The organism is Aggregatibacter segnis ATCC 33393 (assembly GCF_000185305.1).
GTDB classification, from domain to species: domain Bacteria; phylum Pseudomonadota; class Gammaproteobacteria; order Enterobacterales; family Pasteurellaceae; genus Aggregatibacter; species Aggregatibacter segnis.
Window position 1 is genome coordinate 1,206,706 of record NZ_GL622200.1, and the last position, 19,394, is coordinate 1,226,099.

The 19,394-nt window shown below is 44.3% G+C and carries 30 protein-coding genes; 1 reads left to right on the plus strand and 29 read right to left on the minus strand.

Annotated features, from left to right (window positions below; translation table 11 throughout):
• Nucleotides 1-5: 5 nt before the first annotated feature.
• From HMPREF9064_RS03865 to HMPREF9064_RS03855, 3 genes are all read right to left on the minus strand, one after another.
• A complete protein-coding gene (locus HMPREF9064_RS03865; RefSeq protein WP_006718599.1) occupies nucleotides 6-3,332 on the minus strand; it encodes a tape measure protein in 3,327 nt (1,108 codons plus the stop codon).
• A 63-nt stretch (nucleotides 3,333-3,395) separates the two neighbouring features.
• Nucleotides 3,396-3,593 carry a hypothetical protein gene (locus tag HMPREF9064_RS03860; protein ID WP_006718602.1) on the minus strand — a complete coding sequence of 66 codons (198 nt, stop codon included), beginning with the start codon at nucleotides 3,591-3,593 and terminating at the stop codon, nucleotides 3,396-3,398.
• Between the two features lie 75 nt (nucleotides 3,594-3,668).
• Complete coding sequence (locus HMPREF9064_RS03855; protein ID WP_006718604.1) at nucleotides 3,669-4,094, minus strand: hypothetical protein; 426 nt, start codon at nucleotides 4,092-4,094, stop codon at nucleotides 3,669-3,671.
• A gap of 182 nt (nucleotides 4,095-4,276) precedes the next feature.
• Here HMPREF9064_RS03855 and HMPREF9064_RS03850 point away from each other — a divergent pair, with 182 nt between their 5' ends.
• A complete protein-coding gene (locus HMPREF9064_RS03850) occupies nucleotides 4,277-4,471 on the plus strand; it encodes a hypothetical protein (RefSeq protein WP_006718605.1) in 195 nt (64 codons plus the stop codon).
• Here the strand turns inward: HMPREF9064_RS03850 and HMPREF9064_RS03845 are convergent.
• The 26 genes from HMPREF9064_RS03845 to HMPREF9064_RS10055 form a co-directional block, all read right to left on the minus strand.
• The gene (locus HMPREF9064_RS03845; RefSeq protein ID WP_006718607.1) at nucleotides 4,446-4,712 is read right to left on the minus strand and encodes a DUF4035 domain-containing protein; all 267 of its coding nucleotides are present in this window, start codon (nucleotides 4,710-4,712) and stop codon (nucleotides 4,446-4,448) included. The genes HMPREF9064_RS03850 and HMPREF9064_RS03845 overlap by 26 nt on opposite strands.
• An 8-nt stretch (nucleotides 4,713-4,720) precedes the next feature.
• Nucleotides 4,721-5,146, minus strand: coding sequence for a hypothetical protein (locus tag HMPREF9064_RS03840; RefSeq protein WP_006718609.1), 426 nt, complete (start codon nucleotides 5,144-5,146; stop codon nucleotides 4,721-4,723).
• A gap of 42 nt (nucleotides 5,147-5,188) precedes the next feature.
• Nucleotides 5,189-5,842, minus strand: a complete 654-nt coding sequence (locus HMPREF9064_RS03835) for a hypothetical protein (RefSeq protein ID WP_006718611.1) — start codon at nucleotides 5,840-5,842, stop codon at nucleotides 5,189-5,191.
• A 3-nt stretch (nucleotides 5,843-5,845) separates the two neighbouring features.
• Entirely contained in the window at nucleotides 5,846-6,190 is a 345-nt protein-coding gene (locus tag HMPREF9064_RS03830) for a DUF3168 domain-containing protein (protein WP_006718612.1), read from the minus strand.
• Nucleotide 6,191: 1 nt separating this feature from the next.
• Nucleotides 6,192-6,674, minus strand: a complete 483-nt coding sequence (locus HMPREF9064_RS03825) for an HK97-gp10 family putative phage morphogenesis protein (protein WP_006718615.1) — start codon at nucleotides 6,672-6,674, stop codon at nucleotides 6,192-6,194.
• On the minus strand, nucleotides 6,667-6,990 hold the full coding sequence (locus HMPREF9064_RS03820) for a phage head closure protein (protein WP_006718616.1): 324 nt from the start codon (nucleotides 6,988-6,990) through the stop codon (nucleotides 6,667-6,669). The genes HMPREF9064_RS03825 and HMPREF9064_RS03820 overlap by 8 nt, the downstream gene beginning before the upstream one ends.
• On the minus strand, nucleotides 6,987-7,307 hold the full coding sequence (locus HMPREF9064_RS03815) for a head-tail connector protein (RefSeq protein WP_032997907.1): 321 nt from the start codon (nucleotides 7,305-7,307) through the stop codon (nucleotides 6,987-6,989). Before HMPREF9064_RS03815 ends, HMPREF9064_RS03820 begins: the two co-directional genes overlap by 4 nt.
• Nucleotides 7,308-7,356: 49 nt before the next feature.
• On the minus strand, nucleotides 7,357-8,583 hold the full coding sequence (locus tag HMPREF9064_RS03810; RefSeq protein ID WP_006718619.1) for a phage major capsid protein: 1,227 nt from the start codon (nucleotides 8,581-8,583) through the stop codon (nucleotides 7,357-7,359).
• A 65-nt stretch (nucleotides 8,584-8,648) separates the two neighbouring features.
• On the minus strand, nucleotides 8,649-9,251 hold the full coding sequence (locus HMPREF9064_RS03805; protein ID WP_006718621.1) for an HK97 family phage prohead protease: 603 nt from the start codon (nucleotides 9,249-9,251) through the stop codon (nucleotides 8,649-8,651).
• The gene (locus HMPREF9064_RS03800) at nucleotides 9,244-10,464 is read right to left on the minus strand and encodes a phage portal protein (protein ID WP_006718623.1); all 1,221 of its coding nucleotides are present in this window, start codon (nucleotides 10,462-10,464) and stop codon (nucleotides 9,244-9,246) included. Before HMPREF9064_RS03800 ends, HMPREF9064_RS03805 begins: the two co-directional genes overlap by 8 nt.
• A complete protein-coding gene (locus HMPREF9064_RS09975; RefSeq protein WP_006718625.1) occupies nucleotides 10,461-10,613 on the minus strand; it encodes a hypothetical protein in 153 nt (50 codons plus the stop codon). The genes HMPREF9064_RS03800 and HMPREF9064_RS09975 overlap by 4 nt, the downstream gene beginning before the upstream one ends.
• Complete coding sequence (locus HMPREF9064_RS03790; protein WP_006718628.1) at nucleotides 10,610-12,316, minus strand: terminase large subunit; 1,707 nt, start codon at nucleotides 12,314-12,316, stop codon at nucleotides 10,610-10,612. Before HMPREF9064_RS03790 ends, HMPREF9064_RS09975 begins: the two co-directional genes overlap by 4 nt.
• On the minus strand, nucleotides 12,313-12,795 hold the full coding sequence (locus HMPREF9064_RS03785) for a phage terminase small subunit P27 family (RefSeq protein ID WP_006718629.1): 483 nt from the start codon (nucleotides 12,793-12,795) through the stop codon (nucleotides 12,313-12,315). The genes HMPREF9064_RS03790 and HMPREF9064_RS03785 overlap by 4 nt, the downstream gene beginning before the upstream one ends.
• Before the next feature lie 128 nt (nucleotides 12,796-12,923).
• On the minus strand, nucleotides 12,924-13,295 hold the full coding sequence (locus HMPREF9064_RS09795) for an HNH endonuclease (protein WP_407641378.1): 372 nt from the start codon (nucleotides 13,293-13,295) through the stop codon (nucleotides 12,924-12,926).
• Between the two features lie 41 nt (nucleotides 13,296-13,336).
• Complete coding sequence (gene lysC / locus HMPREF9064_RS10130; RefSeq protein WP_456151145.1) at nucleotides 13,337-13,618, minus strand: Rz1-like lysis system protein LysC; 282 nt, start codon at nucleotides 13,616-13,618, stop codon at nucleotides 13,337-13,339.
• Nucleotides 13,524-13,880: a DUF2570 family protein gene (locus HMPREF9064_RS03780; RefSeq protein ID WP_006718636.1), complete on the minus strand. Its 357-nt coding sequence runs from the start codon at nucleotides 13,878-13,880 to the stop codon at nucleotides 13,524-13,526. Before HMPREF9064_RS03780 ends, lysC begins: the two co-directional genes overlap by 95 nt.
• On the minus strand, nucleotides 13,856-14,431 hold the full coding sequence (locus HMPREF9064_RS03775; RefSeq protein ID WP_006718638.1) for a lysozyme: 576 nt from the start codon (nucleotides 14,429-14,431) through the stop codon (nucleotides 13,856-13,858). The genes HMPREF9064_RS03780 and HMPREF9064_RS03775 overlap by 25 nt, the downstream gene beginning before the upstream one ends.
• A complete protein-coding gene (locus HMPREF9064_RS03770; protein ID WP_231957916.1) occupies nucleotides 14,415-14,651 on the minus strand; it encodes an HP1 family phage holin in 237 nt (78 codons plus the stop codon). The genes HMPREF9064_RS03775 and HMPREF9064_RS03770 overlap by 17 nt, the downstream gene beginning before the upstream one ends.
• A gap of 150 nt (nucleotides 14,652-14,801) precedes the next feature.
• Nucleotides 14,802-15,308 carry an antiterminator Q family protein gene (locus HMPREF9064_RS03765; protein ID WP_006718641.1) on the minus strand — a complete coding sequence of 169 codons (507 nt, stop codon included), beginning with the start codon at nucleotides 15,306-15,308 and terminating at the stop codon, nucleotides 14,802-14,804.
• Nucleotides 15,301-15,663 carry a RusA family crossover junction endodeoxyribonuclease gene (locus tag HMPREF9064_RS03760; protein ID WP_006718646.1) on the minus strand — a complete coding sequence of 121 codons (363 nt, stop codon included), beginning with the start codon at nucleotides 15,661-15,663 and terminating at the stop codon, nucleotides 15,301-15,303. Before HMPREF9064_RS03760 ends, HMPREF9064_RS03765 begins: the two co-directional genes overlap by 8 nt.
• Complete coding sequence (locus HMPREF9064_RS03755; RefSeq protein ID WP_006718649.1) at nucleotides 15,660-15,953, minus strand: DUF1364 domain-containing protein; 294 nt, start codon at nucleotides 15,951-15,953, stop codon at nucleotides 15,660-15,662. The genes HMPREF9064_RS03760 and HMPREF9064_RS03755 overlap by 4 nt, the downstream gene beginning before the upstream one ends.
• Nucleotides 15,954-16,022: 69 nt before the next feature.
• Nucleotides 16,023-16,658, minus strand: a complete 636-nt coding sequence (locus HMPREF9064_RS03750) for a DUF1367 family protein (protein ID WP_006718650.1) — start codon at nucleotides 16,656-16,658, stop codon at nucleotides 16,023-16,025.
• On the minus strand, nucleotides 16,628-17,146 hold the full coding sequence (locus HMPREF9064_RS03745; RefSeq protein WP_006718652.1) for a DNA N-6-adenine-methyltransferase: 519 nt from the start codon (nucleotides 17,144-17,146) through the stop codon (nucleotides 16,628-16,630). The genes HMPREF9064_RS03750 and HMPREF9064_RS03745 overlap by 31 nt, the downstream gene beginning before the upstream one ends.
• Entirely contained in the window at nucleotides 17,143-17,817 is a 675-nt protein-coding gene (locus HMPREF9064_RS03740; protein WP_006718654.1) for a replication protein P, read from the minus strand. Before HMPREF9064_RS03740 ends, HMPREF9064_RS03745 begins: the two co-directional genes overlap by 4 nt.
• Nucleotides 17,814-18,587 (minus strand): replication protein, encoded by a 774-nt coding sequence (locus HMPREF9064_RS10025; protein ID WP_006718655.1) that lies wholly within the window; start codon nucleotides 18,585-18,587, stop codon nucleotides 17,814-17,816. Before HMPREF9064_RS10025 ends, HMPREF9064_RS03740 begins: the two co-directional genes overlap by 4 nt.
• The gene (locus HMPREF9064_RS10055) at nucleotides 18,587-19,351 is read right to left on the minus strand and encodes a KilA-N domain-containing protein (RefSeq protein ID WP_006718657.1); all 765 of its coding nucleotides are present in this window, start codon (nucleotides 19,349-19,351) and stop codon (nucleotides 18,587-18,589) included. The genes HMPREF9064_RS10025 and HMPREF9064_RS10055 overlap by 1 nt, the downstream gene beginning before the upstream one ends.
• Nucleotides 19,352-19,394: the final 43 nt, after the last annotated feature.

Here is a 19,394-nt window from a genome sequence, read left to right on the forward strand (position 1 = left end):
TACCCCTAGTTCAAAAGACCGCCATCGCGCCCACGTTGTTTTCGCATTACTTCCAGCACTTTTACCGTGATTGCGTCGGATAACGCCTTACTTTGCGCAATCTGCTGCTCTACCGTAACATCCTCTTTACCATCTTTAGCAATATTGATTGTGATGCTGATCTCATTGTGATCCCCCTCACCACCATTGCTGCTAATTCCTGGATAACTCGGCGAACTACCACCGCCCACGCGCCCACCACTAGCAAAGCGCGGTAATCGTCGCTGATTAAGCGCATTCATAAATGCCACCCCGTAGTGATCCACGGTACGGGATGTCATTACAAATTCGTTATTGGATAACCAGGCGGGGATTGAGTCGCTTGTTCCGGTTCCTGGACCTTGTACATGACCGCCGGTAGCAAACGCTGCAACGCTGGTAATTTGCGAGATTAAGTTAACCCCGGCACTTGCCACAGCTGCCATATTCGCAAATTTTTGTGCTGGTGTAAGCGCGGATGGATCAGCCATTGCCTGTGCGATTGCTTGTGATAGTTTTACTGTTGCCTCGGCGATCGCAAATGCTTTCGAGATAGCAAACATCGCTTTATAAGCTGCTGACTGTTTGCCGGCAGATTGTTCCACCATCGACGCCAAACCATCAAATGCACTTCCAAGGTCGTTCAACCCAGTAGCATAGTTTGTCATATCGCGCTGAAATTCGTCGTTTTTGTATTTGTCGATGATTTCTTGACGGCGTTGCTGAAACTCCTCCTCAGTAATAAGCTTTTGCTCATTAAACGCTTGGAGTTGCGCTAGTTCCTGCGTTTGTTTATTTTTGGTCTCTTGTAAAGGGTCGTAAATTGCGCGAACTTGGGCTAACGGATCGACCGCACTTTGCGACACACCTTGCGCATAATCAAACTGCGCCCGTTGTGCGGCTTTGGCAGCTTCCGCTTGATTTAGTTGCCCTGCGTTATAAAGCTCCTGAATCGACTTTAAGTCATCATTCAAATTCGCTTTCAGCAGTTTTTCCGGCGCATATTTACCTGCAAGCTCCAACCGTTGACGAGCAAAACGTTCGGCGATGGCAGTTTTTGCCGTTTCATATTCTTGGTAAGACACTACACCTTTCTTATAATGTTCTTCCAAACGTTGAAACATTCGCGCTTGCTCTAATTCAATTTCACCAAGGCTTGAACTGTTTTTCTTGCGAATTTCATCGTAAAAGTTAAGCCAATTTTCACGAGCATTATCTGACGACTTATTCTTTTTGAGACTTGTTTCAATGGTGGCTACCTTAGTATCTGTATCAAATAACCCCTCAATCTTTTTACCCATGTCGAGCATGGTTTGTAATTGTTCGGCGGATAAGTTGATCGCAGCTGCGGCCGCCTGTGCTGCCGCTACGTCACCATTGGCAATAGCATTAAGAACCTTTGAGTATTCAGCGCCTTTAACACCAAGCACTTCATAAAGACCTGCCAACACATAAGATGCCTTAGCATGACCTTTATTTTTAAGCTCTAACACCTCTAATTTAGCGCGTAAATCATCAGATTTTTTAGTAAGTTCATCCTGTGCTTTTTTAAAATCAATCGTTGCGCCGGTAGCTTCATCTGTACTTGCCTTGGCGGCATCAAGACCATTTTTTACATCAGCAATAATCTGTTCGGCCTTTTCATTGCTTACATTAAAAAGGGATAGTTTCTGTTTAATTTCATCAAGCGATCGTCCTTTGCTCTGCATTGTCTGCACTATCGCGTGTAATTGATTATCAAAAACCTTACTTTTTGCTGTCGCTACTTCCATTCCGGCGCGATAATTAGCGGTTGCTTTTTCTACATCTTCAGCAGTATCAGCAAACAACCAGCCACGACGATTGCTAAACTCAGATTGGATCATTGCGTTGCCAAGGCTTTTTAACTGCGCCTCCTGCTCTTTCATTGCATCAATTTGTTCAAAGATTTTTGTGGTTAAGACAGCTTCACTCAACCCCTCATAACTTTCCTTGAGCTGTTCATTTGCCGCTTTAGTGTCTATAGCTGACTTTCTTGCTTCTTCGGCTTGTGAATGGAAGTAATACAACGCACTCGCTGCGATTGTAATCACACCTGCGGGACCGCCCAATAATCCCATAACATTTCGCAAGCCAACTGCCGCTGCGCTAGCAAGTCTGTTTGCCGTAGCTAAATTGCGCTTAGCATTCGCTTCGGCATTAACCAATGCTGTTATTTGAGCCACTTGCGCTTTCATTTGCTCACGCAACGCAAATCTTGTTTTTTCTGATTGGGCCACTTGTAATTGTGCGGACAAGGCGGACATTTCAGCTTGTGCAGCAATCCTAGATGCCGTAGCTTTGGCATAAAGTGCTTTAGCTTCGTTATAGTGAGATAACGTATTTTTGGCGCTATTAATTCCGGTTTGTAGGAGTGCAGTTGAGTACTTTCCAATTTGCCCGATCGCTAAGGCACCAGTAAACAAAACAGCAGCTTGAATCGCACTATCCAAATTGGCTGCAACAAATTCAATACTCTCTGCAAGTTTTGTTGTCACGCCGACAGTTTGATCGAATCGCCCAACAGTTTGAATAAATGCGGTTTCTAGATTGGTTAAAGACCCAGATACGGTTTTGATACGACTATCAAAATCGCTATCAATTTGCTTACGCACTTTTCGCAGTGCAGTGATAACTTGTTGGGTGCTAAGCTCACCATCTGCCCCCATTGCTTTCAGTTCGCCTGTCGTTACGCCCAAACCTTTTGCAATTGCGTCTGCCAATCCCGGTATTTGTTGCATTACCGAGTTGAGATCTTGCCCTTTCAATGTTCCGGTAGATAAAGCCTGCCCGAATTGGATTAACCCAGCCTCAGCTTGTGCGGCAGTGGCGCCTGACATCGCAACAGCTTTCGATACAGTTTCGGTTATAGACGCGACTTCACCTTGACTTAATTTTAACTTTTCAGCATTTTGCGCAAATTTTTGATATACCGTTGATGTTGCGGCTACTGATTGATTAGTACGCAAAGAAATGTCAAATACTGATTGAGTAGCAAAAGCGAGTTCGTTGTTACCGTTAGTACTTAACTTTAAGCGGTTAATTAACTCAGTATTAGCGTCAGCGTATGAAAGTGCGGCCCTTCCAACACGAGCGAACATATCTTTAGCCAAAAGTAAGTTCGTTAATTTTGAAGAACGATTGAGAGATTCCATCGCAGAATCAATATTATTCAAATAACGCTGAGCTTCAACCGAAAATCTTTTTGTTCTTTGTTGAGCTTTCGATAACGCGTCTTGATATTTAACTTGTTCTAACTCAAGCTGAATACTCAGCTTGCCTAAAGCGCCAGACATAAAAATCTCCCATAAAAAAAGCACTCCGAAGAGTGCTTTAATAAAAAATTAAAATTACTGCCGTTATCGAATCGGCTTTTTGAAGTATTCGATCACACCAAACATGATTGACACTGCCGCAATAATGACGACATACGGCAAACCGCCCCAAGAGAAGAATCCGGTAGATAACACGCCCATGAAATATAGTGCGGCAAAAGGAAGAATCACAAAAACACCAAAGGCTTTAGCAAACCACTTAATTATGTAAAGTGCATTCATTTATTACCTCCTTCCGTTATTTTGTAAGCAATTACGTTATAATAAAAACCATCTTGAGTGTCAAGGGGCTAGTTATTACATTGGTAATAATCTTGGTCTGCGCCAAGGTCCCAAGCTAATCCTGAAAATATTCTCTTTGTCTTTTTTAATAACCTGTTTCTCTACTGCTGGATTAAACTGGCCTCCGCATAAACCTCTACCGAATGGGTCTCCAATTACCGCAAAATTATATTCACCTTCTGGAATATAAAAGTCAGCCTTTTCTTCAGGATCAAATCGAGCCAACAATGTTTGTCGATACATCACGCCAAGATAACAGCCGCCACCTTGAAAACCAGCATCACGAACAATGGTTACCTTAGCATAGTTAGGGTTATATTCGCCTTGAGCTAAAATTCGCTCTGGAGGAACTTGTTTTGCTTGTTGAAGGACTACAGGAGATGTCCCTGCACAACCAGACAAAACCGCAGATATAATGCCAATCAATAATAATTTTTTCATTTTAGGTTCTTCTTTATTGTGTGATAAAACTCGCACATTCTAAGGTACCTAAATATATTCTGTAAGTTTTCGGATGAATTTATTTCAAAATTGCGACGCGGATCGCAGATTTCTACAATGAAATTCGACCGCACTTTCTTTCATAGATATTCTCTGCGCACATTCAACAACGGAGAATATCTATGAAAAAACAATTCATGCAGTGGTTATTGAGACAAAATGAACTGATCAGCACTAATGCGAAATACATTGCCGCAAGACTGGACGAAAACTTAAAAATCCAGCCATGCGGCGAACGTAACCGAGCAACACAAGAAGAAAATGTAATAATCAAAGGACTAATAGACGAGTTTAACGATTCGCTAAATACTCAGTAACGCCGTCATCTTCTTCGTCATTTTTGACCGTACTTTCTTTGTAAAACGGCATAAAATCGGACAATTCAGGCGGCTTAGCTTTTGAGTCTCGGTTTATCATTGCCAATAGATGACTAATTTGCGCCGTACGGTAATCTTCACGCCAAAGCCCGAATGGTTGCTCGCGGTAAAACAGCATATATTCGGAAAAATGACGTTCAGGCATCAACTCAATTTCTTCTAACGTCTTCCCCAGCGCCAAAGATAGGGTTACTTGGAATCTTCGGCGCTCGGTAAGTTTTTTGGTTCAATATCAGCAATTGCTTTGCTTAATTCTTCAAACACCGACTTATCTAATTGAGATAATTGCTCAAGATCTGCGTCATTATTTGGATCAAACAGGTTTTCGCCTTTTTCATCGCATAAGCGTGTAGCTAAAGTGCGTGCAATTTGATACGGGTCATAGACTTGAGCAAGCTGTTTTGCCAACGCTTCCTCATTGTCAAAATTCAACTCAATACCTTGTTCTTGAGCAATTTTGAATAATGCTTGTTGTTGGCCATAAACCGCTTTATTCATGTCACCGACCGTAAATTCACGGTAAAAATAGGTAATATCACCAATTAAAAATGACCGAACTTTTGGCTTTGTTGCTAAAAGTTTTTCACGTAAACTCATTTCAATTCTTCCATTCATTCAAAAAAAAATGACCGCACTTTTTAGGTGCGGCCGCACAGATTAAGCTACCGGCAAATGGTAGTCACGTTTTGCTTTTTTAATGGTTACACCGGAATCAAACTTACCTTTAACTTCACCGCTCCAGTTTTGAGAAGTTTGGATAAAGCCGGTACCATAAAGCGAACCTTGATTATTTTTCAAAATCATCATCCATGGGAAGGTTTCTTTACCGTAGAATTTTTTACGTAAATCCCGTTGCATTGGAGTGTCAGGGGCATAAAAGAATGTCAATTTGATTGAGCCGTACTCAATTTCACCCGCTTCGGTTTCAGTCCCTTCGCTACACATGGTTGTAACATCTTCTTCACCAAGCGTGTCACCGTCGCCTTCAATGTTTTTGATTGCGCAGAAGTTAGATGACCATTTAACGGTTGCCACTTTTGCCGTTGTGAAAGAGGTCGGCGCGTCTTGGTTACTCCAGTCCACTTCATCAGCCAACGTAATTTTTTCGTTTGTAACGGATTTCACCGGATAATAACCATCAAGAGAGCCAAGACCAGTTAATTTGACAAAATCACCGGCTTTAGCACCGTGACCGGTTACGGTAATTGTCGCATTCGGCTTTACCGTAACAGCTGTAACGGCTTTTTCTTCGTTTAAGCCGATACCTAAATAAAATTTAGTCCCTTGGAAAGGGGTTGTTTGTGTTGCCATGTTTTATTCTCCATAAGCAATTTGATAATTGATTACGCGACGATGTAGCTTTGTATCCGCTTCATAATCGCTAAAATCATTCATGCGCTCCGCAAAGTCGAACGCCGCCGAAAGTGCGGTAAAAATCTGTTTGCGCAGGCTAAAAATGTCATCAGGATTTGGGCTGTAAATGTCAATCTGCACCTGATAGTCATCAAGATCGCCATCTTCCAACGCCGAATTTGGTGAAATGTTCGGGAATTGATACACAATCACCGGGAAAGCCTTGTTTGTTTCCGGAATCAGCCCATAAAAACAACGCCCCGACACCAAAGGCGACAGGGCGCTAAAAAGTTTCTTCTGGATCATGTCATTTGCCAGCCTCCGCAATTATTTCTTGTTGCAGTGTGTCAATGATGGCTTGCGCCGCCTGTTCCTTCGATTGCTGAAAGGCGGGTCGCATAAACGGTCGCGCGGGCATTTTAGATGTGCCAAATTCAAGATAACGCCAGTAAAACGGATCGCGCGGATTGTACGCACTGGATTTACCGCCCTTTCCCTTGAATTTCAGCACTTGCTTGGTCGAAAGCCCCTTTACCCAAATATAGGCGTCAGTTCTGCCATTTTTGCCGACTTTCGTACGGCTTTGAATGGATTTTCTTAATGTACCTGCACGTCTGTGCGGCACGCTTTCTTTCAAGACTGGTGCGAGCGAACGCGCTTTGTCACGCACAATTGCACCGCCTTTACGCATTGCTTTAACGGCAATACGGTTAGAAGTCTTTCGCCCAAGGCTTTGCATTGCTTTTTGCAACTCTTTCAAGCCATCAACGCGGACCGTTACGCTACCCATTAATCACCTCTTTACACATAAGCTGCAACGATACATTGCGCTCCTGCGTATTGAGTACCGACACAATCTCTAAAGTACGCTTACCGAACTTAACCCGCATTGTCGGCATAATCCCGTCAAGATAACGGAGCCAAATTTGCGTAGTCACTTCCGATTGCACTTGTTGGGCCGAGAAATACTCGCGCCCGGATAGTGGACGCACATCAGCCCAAACAGTCGCAACGTTTTTCCACGTCGTCACCGCCGCGCCGTAGTCGTTTACGGTATTGACCTGCTTCTGCAATGTGATTCGATGCCGTAATTTTCCGATGTTCATATGTGTATAAACCGATAACGTTCAATGATTAGCCTTACAGTCGGCGGTAAATCAAAATTGCTCACGCCCTGCCCTTCATTCCATCCACCACGATTTTCAAACATATATGCCACCAACATTAATATCGCTATTTTCAGATCTCCAGTGATCTCTTGAGCGTTATCAGGTGGGCTATCCGGTAGCGTTTCGTAAAGTTTGCGGTTGGTGTAGTTTTCGATTGTCGCCTTGGCGGCTTCAAGGTAAACCTGAAGCAAATCGTCTTGATCGTCGCTATCAATTCGGCACTGCAATTTGATTTCATCAAGTGTGATATTCATCACGCCCCCGAAAAAGAAAAGTGCGGTCGAAATTAACCGCACCTATTGGTTATTTACCGATTAACGCTTTAATTGCTGAGGTATCTTCAAGCACGCAGTCAAAGCGGTGGAACGCTAAGAATGCGGTTTGGTCGAATTCGGCATAACGTTCAACCAAGCGTTTCAATGTCATGTACGCCACACGACGCACCACGAAGCGGTTGAAGTCACCGAAATACAAGAATTTTGCGTCTTTGGCAATGTCGGCGATGCCTTGATCGATAACGTATTGCTTACCAAGAATGGTAGATGGTGCCACGCCGGCAACATCAGGCAACCATAACGGGCGGTTTTGAGCGTCAACCATTTCTTTCAACACTTTAAAGGTGTTGTCGTTAAAGGCTAAACGGGAATTACCCACGTTACGGTAAGCCGGATCAACGGAGTGCAATAATGCGTTAATATCCAACCAGTCCACTTTACCCGCTACTTTAGCAGCGGTGGTGCCGGTAACACTTGCTGCCAACCCTTTAGGTTGTGCCGGTGTGCCTGCGCCGGTGCCTTGGATTAAATATTTTGCTTCTGCGCGTCCGATACGTTGTGCGATACGATCAGCCAAATAAGATTCGATGTTAATCGCGGAATCTTGCAATAATTCGTTAGATACGCGAATAATTTTGGATGATAATTTTTTCGCACCAAGGTTAGCGATGCCGAATGAAGTATCTGCTTCGGTTGCGGCAGTGTTTTCACCGATTAACTCACCTTCTTCGGTTGTGCCGTCGGCAGTGATCCATTCGATTGTACGACCGTCGGAGGTTGTCAAAATCTGCGCCACGGACGCGATACCGCCATAGGCTTTCATCTGCTCAACAATTCGTGCTTGCATTTCTTTCGGCACGGTATAACCGCCGTGATCGTTCACGCCTACGCCTTGGGCGCGCATTTCGTTTAATGCTTGACGTTCTTCCGGCGTTAAATTGGTAAGACCGTTACGTAAAAATGCGTTAAACGCCTGACCGCGACGCTCATCAACGGATAAAGTTTTTTCACCGTCTTTTTGGGCGCGTTTTTCAGCTTCCGCAGCTTCTTGTTCTTTGACGAATTTTTCATCCATCGAACGAAGTTCTTCTTCACGCGAAATTAAGGCATCTACTCCGTCCAATTCGGTTTTCATTTTGTTCCATTCAGTGCGTTGCTCGTCGGTCCAAGCGTTATCACCGATCTTGTCGTGTAATGTGCGCATTTGCGCGGCAATATTGCGACGTTTTTCTTGTAGCTCATGTAATTTAGCCATTATGTTTTCCTCTAGAGATAAAAAAACCGCACTTTTTACGGTGCGGTCGGTTTAATTAAATTGGTTTACTTGCCGGAGATTAACGATAAAAAACGTTCTCGGGCGGCTTTCTGATGTACGGCTTTTTGAATATCACCGTTGTTACGGGCCTCTTTCCACGCATCCAGCGATCGCGCCGTACTGCTTGCCTCTTGATATGCCGGATAAGTCACCGGGCTAACATCATAAAGGCGTGAAATTTTATGGATTTCGCGGATTACTACACCCTCATCATCTTCGTACCACTCGTCACCGTTGCGGGCGACGTTAAACGCAAATGATGATTGGGTAATATCTCCGCGCTGTAGCGGGGCAATAACAAGATCGCGAATGGTCGGCGTATCGGGTGCGATAATGTCATAACGCAACCCTTTATCATCAACGCTTAGCGATAATGTCCCCGCTTTTGAACGCCCTAAGATAAAATTCGGGTCATGGTTAAACAATCCACGCACGTCATCATCTAGTACGTCATCAAACGCACCCGGCATGATGATTTCGCGAAAGCCCCACATTAATTGCGAACGGGTATTAAAAACCGAGCCGTACCCAATGATGTGAGTTGGTTCGGAATCTTTACTTTCCGCCCGAACTTCGCCAACGTATGATCGTTTTTCAATATCACTCATCGGGTTCGTTCTCCTTTTTCTGATCTGATTTGACTTGCTGCGCCGCGTTGACACTAACAAGATATTCATCCAGTCCGTCAACCGGGTTCATATCTTCGAGTGTGCGGGCTTCGTTTCGTGACATCCAGCCATCAGTAATCGCGTTGTGATAAAACTGCGCTCTTTCAGTCGGTGTGCCACGCATGATTCCGCCGAGGTTAAATTTCACAAAATAGCCCGCCTTGCGTTCGGCTTGTGTAAATACCTTGCGGTTAATTTCCTGCTCCCAGTTCACGATCCAAGGCATTAAGCTGTAGCGGATAAACTGGATGGTTTGTTCCGAAATGTTTGAAAATGTCGCTTTTTCCAAGTCGTTAATCATGTGCGCAGGAACGTTAAAGATCCCAGCAATTTCCGAACGGTTGAGCTTCATCATTGATAACAGTTCGGTATCTACGGGTGATACCGTGAGCGCTTTATACTCAAGCTCACCCGGTAAAAGCACTGTTTTATTTTCTTTACTTTTCAGTTCCGCGCTGGCTTTATCCCAGAATTTCTTAAAACTCTCCCACGCTTTTTCATTAAGCGGCGTTTTTACATTGACAATCCCGGCGGGGCGAGCGTTTCCAAGAAAGAAACTTCCCGCAAAATCTTTCGCGTTCAGCCCTAGCCCGATCGTTTCGGCGTGCTGTTGGATAACAGATTTCCCCATTTTTAGGGAGGTCCCAAGGGCTTTTATGTGGATCATGTCATCAGGCGTAATTGATAACGTCTCATCATCGCCGTAATAGCCGTAAACATAACGGCTACCATTTTTAAGCAACTGCACCATCCACGGCTCACGGGTTTCAATCGATTTAATTTCACCATTTCGGCTGCGGACGATGTGTAAAAATGAATTACCGTGTAAAAGTACCGCACTTTGTCCGTACTCCCGCATTTTGTACGACGTTTGCCAAAAATTCGGGCTGTCGTGGAGCAGGTAAAATAACGGGTGGTCGCGCGCAGGCTCAATGTTTTTACCGTCTTTGCGCATAACGTGTAACGGCAATTGAGCAATGGCGCTTGATAGCACATAAACGCACGCGTAAACCGCGCTTAGCTTCATCGCCGTGTCGGCATTAACTGTGCGTGATTGTCCGCCGCTGAATAACTCATCATAAGCCCCCTCGGCGCTCAACGGCGTTTTCGGATTTTCAAGGGAGCGCGTAGCAAATAATTTATCAAAAATCATTTATGCCCCCGAGATGAGATAATGGCGTATAACAAGCAAAGCACGCCGCCAACAATACAAGTATCAGCGACGCCATATTGTAGGTAAACGCCGGTACATAATGCGCCAAGTCCAGCCAAACCGACCAGATCAATAAAAAATGTTCTCATAGCGTTAATACCTCGTCCGGGATAAAAATCCCGTCATCTTCATTTAGCATAATTCGACCGATTGCCATCATTAACGCAACCGCGCCATCAATTTTGTTTTCTGGAATTTCTTTCACCGGTCTAACGATGTCATCATTCCCGGCGGCAGTTTTCCCGACCACATTACCAATACACCAAGTCATGATAGGGTTCCCGTCATGGTGAAAACGGCCTGATTCGATAGCCGCTTCAAGCTCTTTCATCGGATCTGATAAGTTGGTGTAGTTCTGTGTGATGGTTATCGGGTTTAATCCCTCGTCCGCCATATCGTGAGAGATGGCGATCGCGCCGTGTGGGTCAATTGCAGCACAGTTAACCTGATGCTCCCTGTTTGTGTCTTTCACACATTCAAGGATTTCGCGATAGTCCACCTCTGCGCCGTCGGTTGCGATTAAATGCCCGCTGACTACCCATTTTTGGTATTTATCCACCACTCGTTTTAAAGCAGTATCAGTACTAAAAACAGTGTCTTCCGGCACAAAAAACAATGGAGAAATACAGTAATAATGACGTTTACCATCAATAATTCGACTAAACACCCGCACAAGTGAGTTCATATCGAGCTTTCGCGCCATATCCAGGCCGAGGAAAACTTCTTCACCTTGGAAATCTTCAAGGCTTAATGTTTCGTCGTAACACTTCTCCCAGCTCACCATGTTGAAATAGGATTCTTTCGCTGATACCCAAACATTCAGGTGCTTTGTTTTGAATTTATTCGTAAAGCGTGGATTATTGATCGCCTGTTTCTGCTGACTTATCAAATAATCCGCATAAACCGAAACGTCAAAATTCGGGTTAGCTTTTTGTAGCACTTCCGGACTTGTCCAGTCGTCGCCCTCGTCGATTGTGTAGATTAAACCGAACAATTCATCATTCGGCACCGTGCCATTCAGCATTTCAATCACTTCGCGGCGCTTGTCGTAACAAGGACCTTCAATGTTGTAACCCGCCGTCGTGATAATCCACATCAACGGCTGGCGACGTGCGCCCATACCGGTGAGCATTGTTGTATAAAGTTCGTCGTCTTTATGCTCATGGTATTCGTCCACGATCGCACAACTCGGCGACGCACCGTCCCCGGGGTTCCCGATTAATGGTTCAAAGCGTGATCCGTCGGCGGGGCGGTTAAGATTGGATGCGTTAACTTCAATTTCGAATGTTTTACAGAGCAATTCTGTTTTCTTACACATTAACCGGGCAGGGCGGAACACCTCCCACGCTTGCTTCTCGGTTGTTGCCCCCGAATAAACCTCCGCGCCGAACTCGCCATCTACGCAAAACATATACAACCCAACACCGGCAGAAATAGCCGATTTTCCGTTTTTACGCGGGATTTCGGTATAAACTTCACGGTAACGGCGTAATCCGCTGATTTTCTTGATCCAGCCGAAAGCGTTTGCCACTGCGAATAATTGCCACGGCTCAAGCGTAATTAGCTGTCGTTTTAACGCCCACTCGCCTTTAGTGTGCGGCAAAAGTTGAATAAATTTACAAGCCCGTTCCGCCAGTTTTTCATCAAAGCGAAAAGGAAAATCTTTGTCTTTCTGATTTTTCAGATCGTCTAAATGCCGTTGACAGGCTTTAATCACCAGTCGGCAAGCGGGGATTTTTCCGGAAACAATGTCCTTTGCGTATTTGTTCGCTTTTTTCACATTGTCGGTCATTGGAATAACTCCGCAAATGGATTGCTTGATTGCGTATCAGCATTGCTCATTAGTCGGCTCCGGCTACTTGGGTCAAGTCCAAGCAACGAGCCGAATTTTGCCATATCAGCCAGTGCTTCTTTCAGGGTCGTGTAAGCAGGGTTCCGCTTTAATCCACTTTCCGTCTCAATAGTTCCACCGAATTTTTTAATATCAGCGTTAGCGGCTTTTCTGTTCTGATACGCAATGCAATAGTTAGCAACGGTTTCTAAGTCGGTTTTCAAAACTATACCCTGCGGGCAAAGCTCTTTTAACACAAAGTGCCACATTACAATGCCATCATCATTCAAATCATCAGGCGGCGGGGTGTCGATCGTTAATTGTTCAGAAACCAATTCATTTTCGTTTAATTTTCGTTTGCCGGGGTTGCCTTGCCGTTTCTTAACTGCCGTAGGCTTAGGCTTGCGCCCACGCCCCGGAACAAGTGCTTTCCCTGTCATTTTGGCGTTTACCTCAAAATCTTAATTTCGCGGTTGTGAAAATTGAGTTGAACGGGCGGTATCCATAGATGAAACCTATAGAGATTTACCCACCCCCTCCCCGTGTAGAATTGACCGCAATTTAAACGCTATCTCAAGCGCTCTCTTGCAGTTTTAAATTTATGACATGAATTACATAAACTTTGTAAGTTTGAAAGATTGTCACTGCCACCATGTGCTTTAGCTATGATGTGGTCAACGGTTGTTGCTGTAACATATCTACCTTTTTTTAAACACTCTTGGCATAGATACTTGTCACGCTCTAAGGCGACGGTGCGCAACGCTCGCCACTGTGAGCCATAACCGCGTTGGCTTGCCGTCTTGCCTTGCTGGTGTCGTTGCCATCCGCAACCTAAATGCAGTTCACAATAACCGCTTGAATGCGTTGTTGTGTTCTTACATCCCTGTTTTCGGCATGCTTTAGGTATTCTTGCGGGCATTTCCATTCCTATTGTGTACATACAACAAAGGGCGCTTGTTTTAACGCCCTTTAATTTTCTATTTAGTGCTGAGTGTTCTCAACTTGCCACTCGCGGATCTTATCAATACGATTTAAGCACATGTCGCGCTCACGCTTAAGGATGACTGAGTATTGAGTGATGTCTCCGTATGTGTTGCCGTTAAACCCTGTTCTGTCTAAGTGGGCAATGTAGGCAGATGGCAATGCAGGACAACCGGCATCTTGTGGCTTACTTCCGCAAGAACTCAACAACATTACGAGGAGCGGAAGCATTATAAGGATGGCTTTGTTTAATATCTTGTGGGATGGATTTAATAACTTCATCTGATTCGCTCCGTGCTTCTGCTTCTTGTTTCGATAGCTCTAACATGATGCGCTGATTTTCAGCCGCTTCGTCTTTTAGCCTTGTTATCTCTTTTTCTTTTTGAGATAACGCTTGCGCCTGCTCTTTGTTGTCGGCTCTTAAGTCAATAATAGTGTTGTACTGGTACCGCAAAACGCCGAGCAGGCACAAAACCGCAACGACACCAACACATATCGCACCAAACTTAATCCGCTTAATTAATTGTTCACCGGGGTTAAACATAAATCACGCTCTCTTATTCTGCGCTTCATAATTGACGGGTGTGGCTTTCCGTTTACGCCGACATAGTTCGTAAATGTGTTACACATACGCACAAAATCTTTATCTAAAGCCGCTTTGTATAACTGAGTTTTAAGACGCTTACCCGATTTTTTGTCGTAGTAGTAACGAGCACCGCCACAGCCTAAATTATGAATAACAGACCCTAAAGCATCTATTTGATTTTGATTCATGTCTGCACCGTTAAAGTAAAGCATGATGCAATCACCTGATTTCTTGAGATCTTTGGCATATTGCTCCGCTATTTCTTCATCGGTGTAGCGCTTATTTTCAAGAATCATTGTTCCGCCAGTAACGGCTGCGCCAATACCGTAAGTTAAAACATGAGCCGAACAGCGGTAAGGGTCACGGCGACAACCTTCTTCGTCGCCAATAGCTTGGGCCCCCTCTTTGCTGATCACAAGGTCATCCGCATAATCAGTGTAAACCTTGCCGACAATAACACTTACCAAACACACCGCGCCGGCTAACGTTTTTTTAACTGTTTTGTTCATTAATCAGATTCCCGTTTTTGTCGCGGATTCCCGCTCGAATTTCTTCAAGCTCCAGCATACGTTTTTTATATCTTGATTCCCGCCAATAGCCGCAAACCGTCACAATAATACCTATCAATATAGCCCATTCAGACAATGTGAGCGCACCGATAAATCCTGTAACCCAACCAAGGACTTGAGACTCAATCGGCATATCCTTAAACACTTGCATTTTTGCCATACCCCACCCCGCTTTCCTCGAGGCAATAAAAAACCCCAACTGTTACCAGTCAGGGTTTGTTTAAATCCACATCTATTAATTTCATCGGTGAACATCACTTACACGACGACCACCATATATTCAAATGATAGGACAAGATGACAAGGTTTGTCAATATATAATTTTGATACTTTTTGCATTTTGTCGCCCAGTTCGAAGAATAACGAAACCGGTTACAAGCAGTTCGTGAATTATCGCTTTTGCCAATTTCAATTCTTTTTCAACATTCCGCTTCACTGTTTTAAGGCTCGGAATGCGAATATCTGACTTACCAGCGCACGGCTGCATTTTCATCTCTCCACAGTTTTCACGCAGTTTAACGGCTATGCGATTTATCGTGTTTTTGTTTACGTAATACGAAAACACGATATAGTGTAAAGTGCGGTCGTTCTTGAAGAAGAATTGCTCGATAAGCTCACTAATCATCATGCCTGTTTCATCATCACACACAGGTTCGCTTGGTTCTGCCGGAATCACGCTTTTCATTAATCTAGCGATGATATTTAGCCCTGGTTTATCTAATCTACCTAATCTAATCCACGCACCCCATGGGTACATGTGCTTATCAACAAATTCTTCCTGTTCCTCGGTTAGTTCTAATTCGCTAAATTTACGCATCGATACCTCTAATTTTAATGATTGACTTACCTTTACTTACTACGCCTTTTTCCTCGATTGAGTATTTGCGGATGATTTTGCGGTTATCGTCTTTGATTAATCCGGCGCCGACCAAGCTATCAAAAATCCCTTTAGGTAAATTATCAAGGTCACGTGGGCGGTTGTCTGGGAAGTAGATTTCCATCTTGATTTCAACCGCACTTTCAAACGGATCGAACTGCGAACAAACCTCAGTAGCAATGCGTTTAAATTCCCGCCCTGCTTTTGATATGTAATGCTTACCTTGTCTTGTGTGCTTCCAGTAGTGGTTTACACTCGGCGGGTACGGTAGGCAGATTTCAAGCCAATCACTCATAACTTGCCCTCGCGGATTAAAATTGCCTGAGTGCGTGCCATACCCTCCAAATGAGCCAGTAACAGTTCGTCCTTGGTGTAACCGATCTTTGTTCGTAAATCGATTGCGTCGTGACAGCTTGAGCACGCCCACGCCCCTAATTGGTCGGGCGCTTTTTGCCCTGCTCCAGTAATGCCAGCGGCGCGTATGTGTGCTAATACGGTTGTTTCCGGGTTATAATTACAAACACCAACTAACCGCACTTGGCATTCTCGCCCTTTAGCTTCTTTTCGATAGTCTATTTTTCCCATATTTTCACCTCTAAAATTGATCGCACTTTTTTTTGTTTGAACTGTAAATTATTGGTTGACGGTTGCAGCTCAACCGCCAAACCCTATTAATTGATTAATCTTGTTATCCAGTGCCGCTTCGTCTTCATAGATATTACAAAGCGTTTCGTTCCAGATGACGCCGTACACCGTTTTATACACATCGTTGAATCGTTCCTGGCTCATGTTCGCGAATGAGATTGACCAACGCTCTTTAACGGTTCCCCCGTCTTGTGCCGGTTTGATATCGTAAAATCCCGCTTTTTTCATCACATGATCGAGATACGATTCAAGGGTTTTCATTCCCTCATAATCCAATTTTGATTCACGATTCAACCGCACTTTTGCCAGCACGCTATCTGCTATCGGTTTAGTTACGTTCTGATACAGATTCTCATCGTTGGCCGCTACTGCGATTTCTCTTGCGACTGCCTGCGCTATCCATTCTTCGGCTTGGGTCAGTACGCTAAATTCAGGCTGCCAATATTCAAAACCTGCATCAAGAAGCGCGAAAAACTTCTTGTGATGTTGGTAATTCCGATTGTTACCGATGGGTGTAATTTTTACCGCACTTCCAACCGGCAACCCCTTGAGTAAATTGCGGTCGTAGTCTGTTTCCGCTACAACCGCACCATTCGCATATTTAACCGCGTGGATTACCGTTTTTTTCGGCTTTTGGCTCGCCATTCGAGTTCACCTAAATCATCGATGTGGACATGACGGATAACTTGCCCCATATTTCGGTGACGCGGGTCAAATATCGCTAAGTGATTACCACGACAGACATCAGTCCATAACCCCGTTTGAGGACTTAAAAACTTAATGCGGCCACCAACAATAAAACGGATTTCTGTCGCTTTTTGAGTGATTAAGGAAAACCATTCTGTGCTAATGTCAACCGGTAACAACATAACCACTAAGCAGTTGTAATTTTCGAACAACTCGACAGAGCGCTTGATAAAACTTAATGGATCGCTAAACGGCGGATTGATGAAAATACGCTCGTTTTGTAGCGGGTAAGTTAAGTAATCCATTTCAGGCGTTACATATCGCTCAAGTTTTGCGTTGTGCGGTAGTGCGGCACCATCAATCGTAAAGCCAAATTCAGCATGAATCGGGTTAAATAGCGAAAGTGATGTTGGGTATGTGTCCTTATCAAATTTTCGCTCTGTCATCTTTTCATTCCTATAATCTGTTTAAGTTTTGCGATGTTTTCTGCGGCTTTTTCCGGACTGGTTGGCACGGTTGTTTGTGTCGGTAGTTGTTTTCTGCGTGCCGGTATTGTTTCGCCGCTTTCAATTCGCTTTGCTATTGCCTTGAGTGCCTGTTCGCACTCTTTTTTAAATTCCGTCGGTGTCCATTGGTCACGACGACCGCGGCTGCACAAGTCGGTTAATAACCAGTATTCTGCGTCCGATAAATAATTAAATTTATCCTCACCGTCCGTGCAGTAAACCGCTTGAAATTTACTTACTCGCGCCGGCAATTCGTCAGGTGTTGGCAAACCAAGAGTGGAGTAATCCGTTATGTTGCACCATGCGATGAATTGACCTACTGACGGGAAAAACGCGCTTGCTTGTGTGGCGGCAATATCAAGTCCACGTTTGAGTTTTAACGGGGTAACTACGCCGGCTTTGAGTAATTCTTCAAGCCAAATTTGCTTTGCGTAGTTGTAATCTTCGGTGGTAGCAAACGCTTGTTTCCATGCGGGGTGTAACGCTTTCAGCCGCTGGAACATACGATCAACAAGTTTCGTTGCGTTGTCAGAAATCCGCGCTTTTTCCACCGGCGCGCGATAGTTTGGCTCGCTACCGATGACCTGCGCTAAGTTTGCTACGGTTCTCATATCATCGACCCTCGCGGCACATTGACCGTGCGACCGATAGCCCAGCTGCCGTCATCGGCGAAATCATCGCGTTTTTTGCCTTTCGCGCCGGACAGGTTTTTACACCAATCAGCCCGAAAACCTTGCCAGTTTTGGCAAATAGCGATTTCGATTGCTTCGGCAAGCGGAATGCCTGCCTTGTCGGCTTCGCGCTGAAATCCCTCAAGTGCGGTCCTCGTAATCGCCGCTTTTTTCGATTTTCGGTGTTCGGCAAAATCATCAGCAAGCTGACCGGTAATACCGAACTCGGCAAGCAGCGAAAGTGCGGTATTTTTTTGCGAAGTTTTTTTAATTGTATTTAATGGTGTATTTATATTGTTTTTATGTGAGGTACATTTTTTGCTACTGGTACTAGGTACATTTTTTGCTACTACCCTAGTGGCATTTTTTGTCACTGGTTGTATTTCTTGTAACTGGGTACATTTTTTGCTACTGGTACTAGGTACATTACGAACCAAATAAAATTTATTTGTTATGCCTAATTCGCGCTCAGTAATAATCAAGCCCGCTTGCTCTAATTCGTCGATAACGGCGTAAATCGTGCGCTTATCCTTGATCTTCGTTTTCTCTTGGAATTGAGATACGGAAATGTAATCGCTTTCCCGCTGCCAGCCTGTTGTTTGACGCGCGATTAATAAATAACACTTAACGGCGTTCCCTGATAAATCAGCAATCAATTCATCAACAAACGCATTGGGGATTTGGAAAGAATTAACGATAAAATCACTCATTACGCCACCGTCTTATCTTGTTTGAAATTACCATTCCAGTTTGCTTTCATCGGTAATTGATTTTTCATGTACCAGTCATAGATTTTTGCTGCGCCCTTTTGCAGCAAAACCGGCTTGTAAAAAATACGCACTTCTTGACCGTGTTCGGCTACCTGTGTGTTTTCTTCGGTCAGATACACATCGCGCGCACGGGATGTTACGCGCCAGCCGTATTTATCCTTGTAAACCCAACCTTTACGAGCCAAGAAATCATTGATCTGCGAAGAATTAGCACCGTTTAACCCTTTTACAAACTGAGGCGCGCTCATACCGTGGCGGAAATAGCTCTGCATTGATTCAATCTGTTCTGATTTCTGTTTGCTATCCAATAAAGCGCGTTGTTCACCCTCTTTTGCGTCAGCCCATGCGCGAGCCGCTGCAACCGGATCAGAAAAGTCAGGTAAAAGTGCGGTCGAATTTTGATTTGTTACCGCCCTATCAAAAGTGCGAATAACGTATAAGTGGAATTTAGGACTAATCCACATTGCGTAAGCGTAAACAAGTTCTTTACTTACGAATGTTCCAAGTCCTTGTTTTGTAAGGATAGACGGAAATCCGTCTTTTGAAATTTCGCCGATTAATTCTTGCGTTTGCTGATTTGATAACCAGTAAGCAGGGCGATGACGACTTTCACCACCGCTTGCTTGATGTAAATCATTTAAGCAAAAACGCCCTTGTTCATCTTGGCGAATTTGTGTATCATAAAGCTGTATTTTGGTTTTCATAAAAAATTCCTTCGTACAGAACCACTGTTGCCGCCGTGGTTTT